Here is a 10312-nt window from a genome sequence, read left to right as displayed (position 1 = left end):
AGAGAAACGAAGTAAATGCGTTTAAAATTGCCGTATAACTCCGTCTAACTAAGGTTTGATCCTAAAGTGTCCAATATTCGGGGGCCCGGCCGTAATGTCCCGGCAAACGCTGCAAAGTAACGGTTCAGCCCAAATTAGATGGAGTTTTTCCAGCTAATTTAGCCAAAAGGTACTGCGCGGAATAATTAACTGGAGGAAATCCAGTTAATTATTTGTGGGTGTAGTGTATTAGCGGTAATAAGGAACCGGGAAACGTTGTGGAGTAACGAGTCGCGGGAAAGCAATATGCGATAGTCGTGAAAGTAGCTTATCCAAGTCTCAAGAAGAAGTCTCACGAAGTATCGCGTCTAGTTTCAAGTAGAAGTCCCGCATCCAAGTCTCGTATCCAAGTCCCGTATCCAAGTCCCGTATCCAAGCCCGGCAAGAGTACATAGATCCGGCCAGAGCTACAACTCAGCAACATACTACAACTTACAGAAAAATCCATTTGCTTACTGGACATCCCGTACTCAACAATAAGTATGTCGCCAGTGCCAGCAAGACAATTAGAGCCTACAACATATGAAACCGTTCTAATTGGTCCCAGAGCTTCTCCTGCTTTAAAACCTCCCGTTGTTTGGGGCCAAGGAGATCGAAATGGGGGAACGGGGGACGGTGATGAATGTATTTGGGATTCAAGCCGTGTTCCTTGCACCAGACGTTCAACCGGTCCAGATCACTACAGCCGACCTTGGTTACGGTCTTCGTCCCCGGAAATCTCGGGTCCAGCCAGTAATGGGTCAAAAAGGCGATTTCGCCCCGGGACACCGCTTCTTTCCATGCGTTCAGTTCCTCTCGTTTGATTCCGAAAGCCATGGTGTCTACTTCCTTTCTGCCCACGCAGCAATTTAGATATGGATGCCTCTCCATAAAAAAGCGACAATAGCTTCAGCCGCATCCCGTTCGGAGGGGAACAACACTTGAGTGTGGTCATATTGCCGTTCTCCGACTCGTAGCATCGAAACATAAATATGCGCTGTCAGCAGCGGATCCTCGCAGGCGATTTCCCGGCTCTTTACCGCAGCTTCGAACCCTTCCTTCAGCGTTTCGTACAGTCCGTTCTCATATTGGATCAGCGTCTGCTGCTGTTCATCGGTCAAATGGCGTTTCACTTGCTCAAACATGCCGTTCATGTGAACCTGCGGAACCTTCAAGTAGTTTTCCGTAATGCGGATTAACCGGCTCTGAAATGTTCCCGGTTGCTCAAGAAGCTCTCGGATCCGTTCATTGACCTGGGTCAACGTTTCTACGATTGACGCCACGAACAGCTCCGTTTTGGTAGGGAAATAATAGTAGATCGATGCCTTTGTAATGCCGCAGCGTTCGGCAACCTGATTCATGGATACGGAATCGAAGCCTTTCTCCATGAACAGGCGGGAGGCGGCCAGCAATATTTGCCGCGATGTAGGCAGGCCGTCCTGTTGTTGCACAGGCCTTCCTAAAGGCCGCTTATTGGGGGTGCTCATTTTATCACCTCAAACCATGTTCTGACGAATAATTATACCATAAGGTAATTCAAGGCAACAAAGTTGCGAACTCCCAGATTGATAATTAACCGTCCGGTATATATAATTAATATTATGATGAATATCACTGTCATAAAATAACTTTATAGAATGAGGATGGAGGAGAACAAGGGATGCTGAATCAAATAGGCCGCTGGGTGGCTGGGAAACGGAGTAAATGGATTACGCTTGCAGTGTGGGCCATCATCGTCGGGGTGTTGAGCGCGATCTGGCCCGATGTCAATCAAATGGAGAAAAATAATGCCGCCAATCTGGATGCTAGCAAACCTTCGGTAGTGGCGGGCGAGATTGCCGGAACTCAGTTTCCGGGAGAAAGCGGGCTCCCCGCGCTAATTGTATGGAATAGGGAAGGCGGACTTACAGATGAAGATTATAGCGGCATTCAGAAGCTGACCGCTTATTTTACGGAGCATCCGGTGAGGGGACAGGCCGCGCTGCCTCCGTTCGACAAAATCCCGTTGCCGGTATTGCAGCAGCAGGCTTCCGAAGACGGTACGGCGTTTGTGCTGCCGTTTTTCTTTGAAAAAAAGTCGGATTCCGATACGCTGAAGAAGGGGACCGAAGCCATCCGCAAGCAGGCGAAGGCGTTGTTCGGGACCGATCCTTTTGCGGCGGATCAGAAAGGCGGGGAACTGTCAGCCCGGGTGTCCGGACCGGCAGGAATATCGGTCGACGCGGTCGGCTTGTTCTCTGACGCCGATGTCTCTTTGATGATTGCGACGGTAATGCTTGTACTGATCCTCTTGCTGTTGATCTACCGTTCGCCGATTTTGGCGATCATCCCCTTGATCGCCGTAGGATTCGCGTATGGGGCAGCCAGCCCGATTCTGGGCAAACTGGCGGAGCAGGGCTGGATCACGGTCGATTCGCAGGCGATCTCAATTATGACCGTACTATTGTTCGGGGCGGGGACGGACTACTGCCTGTTCCTCATTTCGCGGTTCCGGCAACTGCTTACACAGGAAAAAGACAAAACCAAAGCGCTGCTTGGAGCGTTTAAAGATTCCTCCGGTGCCATCGCCATGAGCGGATTTACCGTAGTTATCGCATTGCTTGTGCTGCTGCTGGCCAAATATGGAGCCGTTCACCGTTTTGCGGTTCCGTTCAGCTTGTCGATCCTGATCATGGCGATCGCCAGCCTGACGCTGGTGCCGGCGCTGCTTGCGATTTTGGGCCGGACCTCGTTCTTTCCTTTCGTTCCCCGGACACCGGAAATGGAAGAACAGCGCATCCGGACGAACGGAAGGAAAGCGGTCACCAAGCCGAAAGCCCGGAACAAGGTCGGCAGCCGGATCGGGGTTATCGTTACAAAGCGCCCGTGGCTTGTCGTTATTGTAACACTAGTCTTTTTGGTGGCCGCAGCCGCAAACACCTTCCGAATTCAATATACTGTGGACCTGCTTTCCTCTTTTCCTGAGGATTCTCCGTCGCGCGAAGGTTTTGCCGTAATCGGCGAAAAGTTTACGCCGGGCGAACTGGCCCCGGTAAAGATCATGGTGGATACCCAGGGACAGGAAGTCCCGCTGAAGGAAACCTTCGCGGATCTTTCCTATCTAGCCAAGGTATCAGATCCGGTGCCGGGCAAGAGCGACCCGAATATATCCGCTGTGGACATTGAATTCAACCTGAACCCTTATTCGATGGAAGCGGTCAATCATATACCCGATCTGCGGAGCGTGGCTGAGAAGGCGCTAGGAGATGCCGGCATCGCTGAGCCGGAAGCGAAAGTCTGGATCAGCGGACAACCCGCAACCCAGTATGATACCGAAATGACAAATCAGCGCGACGAAAAGGTGGTCATTCCGATCGTCATCGGGCTGATTGCTGTCCTGCTGCTCGTATACCTGCGATCTGTCGTGGCAACGATTTATTTGATCCTGACCGTGGTACTGTCCTATTTTTCCGCGCTGGGACTGGGCTGGGTCGTCGTTCATGATGTGATGGGCAATGCGGCTATTCAAGGGTTGATCCCGCTATACGCCTTCGTGTTCTTGGTTGCGTTAGGGGAGGACTACAACATTTTCCTCGTCTCGAGCATATGGAAAAAGCGGAAAACAATGCCGCTCAAAGACGCGATTCGCGAAGGCGTAACCGAGACCGGAGGCGTCATCACTTCCGCCGGGCTTATTCTCGCCGGGACGTTTGCGGTATTGGCCACGCTGCCGATTCAGGTCCTGGTGCAGTTCGGCATCATTACCGCCATCGGGGTGCTGCTGGATACGTTTGTCGTGCGTCCGCTTCTGGTGCCGTCGATCACGATGCTGCTCGGCAAATGGGCGTTTTGGCCGGGGCACGGCGCGAAGGGTCACGAGGAAGACCATTTGAAAGAACATGTGAATGTATAGATAAGAGTAAATCATAATAGAAAAGAGAGGCAGTCACCGCTCATGAATGGCCGGTAATTGCCTCTCTTTTTTGTTTCATTCCGCCGGCGTTTCGGCAAACGTCACACGGTTTTTCCCGGCCTGCTTCGACCGGTAGAGGCAGTCGTCTGCCGCCTGGATAATCTGATTGGGATGTGCGCCGTGATCCGGGTAAAAGGCGGCGCCGATACTGCAGCCGATCGTCACCATCTGCAGCTCGATGACGAAAGGTTGGTTCAACTGGGCAATCAGCTCGTTTGCCAGGCGTTCCGTTTCGATGCGGGCTTCCTCGATGGACGGGGAAGCCGGCGAGATGAACAGGAATTCGTCGCCGCCCAGACGAACTGCAAGTCCCCCGGGCTGCCGGATGGAATCCAGCCGCTGAGCCACCTTTTGCAGCAGCAAATCACCGGCCTGATGTCCCAGCGAATCATTGACCGTCTTAAATCCGTCCAGATCGATATACATAAAAGCAAGCTTGCCCTTGGCGGGATCAATGCCCGGTAATGTGTCTTCGAGATATCCTTCAAGGGCGACCCGGTTGGGAAGACCGGTAAGCTGGTCTCTGTGCGCAAGAGCCTTCATATTTCCGAGGGCTGACTCGGTTTTGCTTAAGGAATCTACCAGGCTGCGCAATGACGTCGACAGGCTGTAAATATCCTGGAAGGTCCGGTATTGCGGAATATCCACTTCATCTCCCGCCCTCAGTTGGTCAGCTGCCTCTGTCAGTCCCCGGATCGGTCGGGAAATCCGCTCCGCAAGCAAGGAGCCAAGGAAAGCAAAGAAGATCGTGGCAATGGCGCCGGCAATAATGAAGTAATTTTTGAGTTCCTGCACAGGGGCCAAGGCGACAGCCTCCGGTTGGCGGACAAGAACGGTCCAGCCCAATCCTTCATAATTGAGATAGCCGTCCCCGTGAGAGTAGCCGGTGAGATAGCGCTGCCCGTCCGGCCAGGTGACGAGGTCCCAGCCGTTACGACCCTCTTGAGCTTGCTTTACGCTGTCCAGAGGCAGCGGCCGGCCTACCATCTCCTCAGGTCCAAGCAGAACGGTATTGTCGGATTTGCTGACGATGAATAATTCCAGACCGCGAAAGTGTTTCAACTGGGGAGCCAGAATGGTGCGCTGCACCTCTTTGGACCATTCCCAGCTCAAGTGGGCGGCCAGTACGCCGATCGGTTGGCCGTCCGCTCCTTTTACCGGCATGCTGATATCGACGAACTGCAGCGGCTCGCCGCTGGGGTTCGGAAGCAGCTTGGCGAGCAGGACCGCCTCGTGAACGTCGCCGATGAACTCCCCCTTAATGCCTTCTTTAAAAACCGGACGCTCCGCAATATTATTTCCTTCCAAAATCCGATCAGTCGAAGCTATAACCGTTCCTTCGGCATCCAGATAACCGATCCATGAAAAGGAAGGGAAACTTGTTTTCAGTTGTTCAAGCAAATGACGAATATCTCCAGGCCGTTCCGTTTGCTTTAATGTCTCCAGGGAGGTTATCAGTTCGATTTCCCCGGCACGGGCCCACATGAAGTGATCCAACTTGTCGGACATTTGAAAAGCGATGCCGGATAAGGAGTGTCCGATCTCTCCTTCGATTTCACGCGAGGAATGCCGGCCCATAATGATGCTTAATATTACGACGAGAAGGATAATGAACGCTGAAAAAGCAATCATAAGAAAAGTGCGCAGTTTAATCATGAGGCCTCCGTATTTCCGCTGTGCAGATATGTAAGCTTACATAAGCGGCTATGATGTATTTAAACCGTTTATCGGAGTCTGATCGTCCAAGCATTATACCTGACATAAAGAGTTGTTTATTTCCTGCATACTTTCGGCAAGGTTCCTGAATGCTATATAAATGGACTTTATCAGGGGTTGGGTGGCAACCAGAAAAAACAGGAGGGGTACTTGTGAGCGGAAGCGGGCAGAAAGAACAGAACAAGGGGAACCTGAAATGGTGGCAGCTTTCGCTGCTCGGGGTCGCGTCAACGATCGGGACGGGTTATTTTTTAGGCTCGGGCCTCGGAATAAGCATGGCCGGTCCTTCGATCCTGATCGCCTTTGCTCTGGCTGCGCTTGGAACTTATACGGTATTTGAAGCCTTAGCCCGCATGACCGCCAAGCGTCCGGAAAAAGGATCGTTTCGTTCTTACGCAAAACAGGCATACGGCAGATGGGCCGGTTTCAGCAGCGGTTGGGTATATTGGTCTTCCGAGCTCCTAATTATGGGCAGCCAGCTTACCGCATTATCTCTCTTTTCGCGGTTTTGGTTTCCGGGCGTACCGATGTGGCTGTTTGCGACCGGATATGCCTTGCTCGGGCTGATTGTCATATTAATCGGAAACAAAGGCTTTGATTCGGTGGAGAACGTGCTTTCCGTCATAAAAATCGCGGCAATCCTCCTGTTTCTCGGCATGGCGGGAGCTGCTCTTTTCGGTTGGATTCCCGGCGGCGGAAATCTTTCCTTCCCGCGGACAATCAAGCAATTCTTCCCGTCAGGTGTCATGGGGTTATGGTCCGGGCTAATCTTTGCCTTTTATGCTTTCGGCGGTATTGAAGTAATGGGAATGATGGCGTTTCGCCTCAAAGATCCAAAGGAAGCGCCGAAAGCGGGAAAGATTATGCTTCTGCTATTGGCCACAGTCTATATCTTATCGATTGGCCTGGTGGTCACACTAGTGTCGTGGAAAGCCGTTGTGCCCAAAAAAAGCCCGTTTATCACGGCATTGGACGGGGTGAATATGCCCTTTATCCCTCATCTATTTAATTCGGTGTTGATCATCGCCGGGTTCTCTACGATGGTCGCCTCGCTATATGCCGTGACAACGATGCTGGTAACGCTGGCCGAGGACCGGGATGCTCCGACCTTGTTTGCCAAAAAGGCGCTGAAGAAGCGTCCGATGTTTGCGATCGGGCTAACCGCTGCCGGCTTGACCGGTTCCATCATCCTGTCACTCGCGATGCCCGGCCGGATTTACGAATATATTACGACCGCTGCAGGACTTCTCTTGTTATATAATTGGCTGTTTATTTTACTCACTTCAGGCAAATTACTGAAACTGACGATGTTCGGAAAGGTGAAAAGGATTGCCGGCATGGCGCTGATCCTGCTCGCCGTATCAGGGACGCTGACCCACGCGACAAGCCGTCCCGGCTTTTGGGGTAGCCTTGGATTTGTTGGTGTTATCGGTTCGGTCACCTTATTGATGCAGTTCAAAGTATGGAAGAAGCGGAGATCGGGAGCAAAGCGCCGCAAAGCGGTGCTTGTTCGCCGGCCAAGGTTGGATTAGAGGCGTTCCAGAAGCAGGAGGACCGCTTCGTAACCGAAATAAAGCCCGAATCCGATCAGGGAAAGTCCGGACAGGACGGAGATGGCTTTAAGCACGCGATCGTTTAATACTTTTCTGAAAATGCTGGCGAATCCCGCCATGGTGACGTCCCAAACGAGAACTCCGGCGATAATGGCGCAGCTGTTCACAATCAGGTCCCGGGTACCGGAGGCGGCGGCGGTCTGCGCTAAAACCGACCCGTAAATGCCGAGCCAGAACAAAATCGACAGGGGATTGGACAAAGACATCATAAAACCGGAAACAAACGATTTGAACAGGGGTTCGCGGCTTCGCGTTTCATTCAGGCTGAGGCTGCCCGCTTGTTTTAGGCTGTCGATTCCGGTGTAGATCAGGATAAAAAATCCGAATAGCCACAGGAACGATTTCATGAACGGGGTGTTCAAAAAATGAATGACCCCGAAATAAACGAGGAGCATATAGATGATATCGGCGGCTATCGCGCCGAGTCCCACTAGCCAGGCAGCTAGAAAGCCGCTTCGGATCCCCTTGTCCAGTTGGGCCGCGTTTACCGGACCGATGGGCGCGGAAAGAGATAAACCCAAAAACACAAAGCCAAGCATACTGTTCAAGCTTCATACCCCCAAAAAAAATGAATTGAAAAACGTATTGGAGCGTTCTAAATCATTGACTTATACATCTTATTCGCCTGGGATGACTTGTACGACTAAAAAAAGGGCTTGATAAACTAATATCATTAGTTTATATTTTAACTAATGACATTAGTTTTAAGAGAAAGGATGATTTATTTATGCGTATCCTTCGAAAAGATAAACTCATTCAAATTACGTTCATGCCCAGGATGTTTCCGGTAAATTGTTACTTAATTGAGGAAGAAGAGGGCGTTACGCTTATAGATGCCGCACTGCCCTATAGCGTGAAGGGGATACTCCGTGCAGTTGCCACGACGGCCAAACCGTTGACTCGGATTATTCTCACTCATGCTCATGATGATCATGTGGGTGCATTGGATGCCATAAAGGGGAAATATCCGAATATTCAGGTATATATCTCGGAGAGGGATGCCCGCTTGCTAGAAGGTGATGTGACATTAGATGACGATGAGCCTCAGACCCCGATACGCGGCGGGGTTCCGAAGAAGGTAGCGACCCGCGCCGATGTTCTTCTGGCCGAGGGGGATCGGGTAGGATCGCTGCTGGTTGTCTCTTCCTCTGGGCATACGCCCGGCTCGATTTCTCTGCTGGATACACGGAGCGGCGCGCTCGTTGTAGGCGATGCCTTCCAGACGCGCGGCGGCATCGCCGTCAGCGGAGTGATGCGCCCGTTGTTTCCGTTTCCGGCAATGGCTACCTGGAATTTTGAAACAGCCCTGCGCAGCGCGCGAAAGCTGGCTGACTTGAAGCCGTCTCTTCTCGCGGCGGGCCACGGCAGCATGATTTCCGATCCGGTCGGTGACATGGAGAAGGCGATCGGGCAAGCCGAAATCAAATTGGCGGCTCTGCAAGCCGGACGGAAAGGGGAGCCCCGGCATGTCACCAAGAGCGGGAATTGATAGCGGATCCGTATTGCACGCCGCAATAGATATCGCGGACAAACAAGGAGCGGAAGCCATTACGATTTCATCCGTAGCCCAGCATTTAGGAATACGCCCTCCATCGCTATACAATCATGTCAGCGGGCTGGGGGAATTGCGCAAAATGGTGGCGGTCCATGCGCTTCATCAGCTCCATGACACCATTGCGGCTGCGGCCAAAGGCAAGCAGGGTGAAGCGGCCATCACGTCTTTTGCGGATGCCTATATCACATTTGCCCATGAACACCCCGGTCTATATGAAGTGGTTCAACTGGCACCGGACCCGCAGGACCGGGAGATCGCGGAAGTCAGCGGCGAGATCGTGAATCTTATCGTGGAACTTCTCGGTGAATACGATCTGACGGAAGAAGAGGCGCTTCATACGGTAAGGGGGCTGCGCAGCCTTGTTCACGGTTTCGCTTCCCTGGAAAGGCAAAGCGGGTTCGGTCTGCCGCTTGATGTAAAGACAAGCATGGATTTCAATCTGAAGCTGTTTCTTGCCGGTCTGAGCCAGAGAACTGGTTAAAAATTTGCCGAACGGGTAATTGGTAACAAAGAGGAGATTCTAGGCATATCAATAAACCCCGCCGGGGTTCTCCCAGCGGGGTGATTTTGCCCACGACCGGGGTGGGCGACATAGCAAAAGGGTTATAATAAAGGAAAAAGGAGCACTAGGCTCCTCTTGGACTCAATAACACGCGGGCACGTGTGAGTTTATCCACGACGGGGTGGATGACGTAGTATTTCTTTATATTTATACTACCCTGTCGCAAAAGCATTGTCAACCTTAAATGCCGAAGGACCATTTGAGCCGGTTTTCCAGCCTGCTTACATCCTCTTCATCCAGGTTGCCCAAATGTTCCTTCAGGCGGACTTTGCTGACCGAGGTCGTCTCTTCCGTTTTGGCCGCCGAATCGAAGGCAAGAAAATTATACTTGCTTTTAAAAAGGAAATAATGGCTTTGAAACCGGGGAATCGGTTTGCCGTCTTTGGTCAGGATCGCCTGTCCTGTTTTTGGAACCGTGCGGATTTTTAAATTCTTGGTGAGCGGGACGACTAGAACATTTCCGGACGTAGAGTTTACGGTATTATTCGAAACAATCACCACAGGGCGTTCCTCGTTCTGCTCGCAACCGATATTTTCCCCGAAATGGCAAAAATGAACCGCCCCGCGGGTCATATTCCTTTTCATCTGAGTTTTCTCATGCTCGATCCAATGATGCGCCATCTCGATTTTTAGCGGGAGCCAATTGTTGATTTGCTGCGTTTTTTGCTGTTTTACATATTCTATGCGGCGGTTTGTTGTGCGCTTTTCAAGTACGTTCCTTTGTTGGACCGGTTCCGCCTGTTTCTGATTTTTGTTCATGCGCTCTCCTCCAAGCTGGCAGTAGGTAAACATATACTTTTGAATTACACGTATTTACATAAGGATCAAACAAAATTAACGTAATTTTTATAAAATAATATCCTTCCCCGAAATTCGCCGTTTGCCACGATCTTAAG

Annotated in this window: 9 protein-coding genes; 4 read left to right on the top strand and 5 right to left on the bottom strand. The window is 51.5% G+C overall.

Features of this window, described 5'->3' with window-relative positions:
* Positions 1-552: 552 nt before the first annotated feature.
* A complete protein-coding gene (locus DFP94_RS24975; RefSeq protein WP_114499188.1) occupies positions 553-855 on the bottom strand; it encodes a hypothetical protein in 303 nt (100 codons plus the stop codon).
* 32 nt (positions 856-887) lie between these two features.
* A complete protein-coding gene (locus tag DFP94_RS24970) occupies positions 888-1469 on the bottom strand; it encodes a TetR/AcrR family transcriptional regulator (protein ID WP_245955094.1) in 582 nt (193 codons plus the stop codon).
* 209 nt (positions 1470-1678) lie between these two features.
* Here DFP94_RS24970 and DFP94_RS24965 point away from each other — a divergent pair, with 209 nt between their 5' ends.
* On the top strand, positions 1679-3910 hold the full coding sequence (locus DFP94_RS24965) for an MMPL family transporter (protein WP_114499186.1): 2232 nt from the start codon (positions 1679-1681) through the stop codon (positions 3908-3910).
* Positions 3911-3985: 75 nt separating this feature from the next.
* On the opposite strand, the gene DFP94_RS24960 is transcribed toward DFP94_RS24965, so the two are convergent.
* Positions 3986-5626, bottom strand: a complete 1641-nt coding sequence (locus DFP94_RS24960; protein ID WP_114499185.1) for a sensor domain-containing diguanylate cyclase — start codon at positions 5624-5626, stop codon at positions 3986-3988.
* A 212-nt stretch (positions 5627-5838) separates the two neighbouring features.
* Between DFP94_RS24960 and DFP94_RS24955 the strand changes: the two genes are divergently transcribed.
* Positions 5839-7218, top strand: coding sequence for an amino acid permease (locus DFP94_RS24955; RefSeq protein WP_245955093.1), 1380 nt, complete (start codon positions 5839-5841; stop codon positions 7216-7218).
* Here the strand turns inward: DFP94_RS24955 and DFP94_RS24950 are convergent.
* Positions 7215-7847, bottom strand: a complete 633-nt coding sequence (locus DFP94_RS24950) for a LysE family transporter (RefSeq protein ID WP_114499183.1) — start codon at positions 7845-7847, stop codon at positions 7215-7217. The two genes, DFP94_RS24955 and DFP94_RS24950, sit on opposite strands and share 4 nt — an antisense overlap.
* A 179-nt stretch (positions 7848-8026) precedes the next feature.
* Here DFP94_RS24950 and DFP94_RS24945 point away from each other — a divergent pair, with 179 nt between their 5' ends.
* Positions 8027-8788, top strand: a complete 762-nt coding sequence (locus tag DFP94_RS24945; RefSeq protein ID WP_114499182.1) for an MBL fold metallo-hydrolase — start codon at positions 8027-8029, stop codon at positions 8786-8788.
* Positions 8766-9335 (top strand): TetR/AcrR family transcriptional regulator, encoded by a 570-nt coding sequence (locus tag DFP94_RS24940; protein ID WP_114499181.1) that lies wholly within the window; start codon positions 8766-8768, stop codon positions 9333-9335. The genes DFP94_RS24945 and DFP94_RS24940 overlap by 23 nt, the downstream gene beginning before the upstream one ends.
* 261 nt (positions 9336-9596) lie before the next feature.
* Here DFP94_RS24940 and DFP94_RS24935 read toward each other — a convergent pair whose 3' ends face one another.
* Positions 9597-10175 carry a type II toxin-antitoxin system PemK/MazF family toxin gene (locus DFP94_RS24935; RefSeq protein WP_114499180.1) on the bottom strand — a complete coding sequence of 193 codons (579 nt, stop codon included), beginning with the start codon at positions 10173-10175 and terminating at the stop codon, positions 9597-9599.
* Between the last annotated feature and the right edge of the window lie 137 nt (positions 10176-10312).

The organism is Fontibacillus phaseoli (assembly GCF_003337355.1).
Taxonomy (GTDB): Bacteria; Bacillota; Bacilli; order Paenibacillales; family Paenibacillaceae; genus Fontibacillus; species Fontibacillus phaseoli.
The sequence above is the reverse complement of the archived record's forward strand: the minus strand, read 5'-3'. Positions and strand labels throughout refer to the sequence as shown.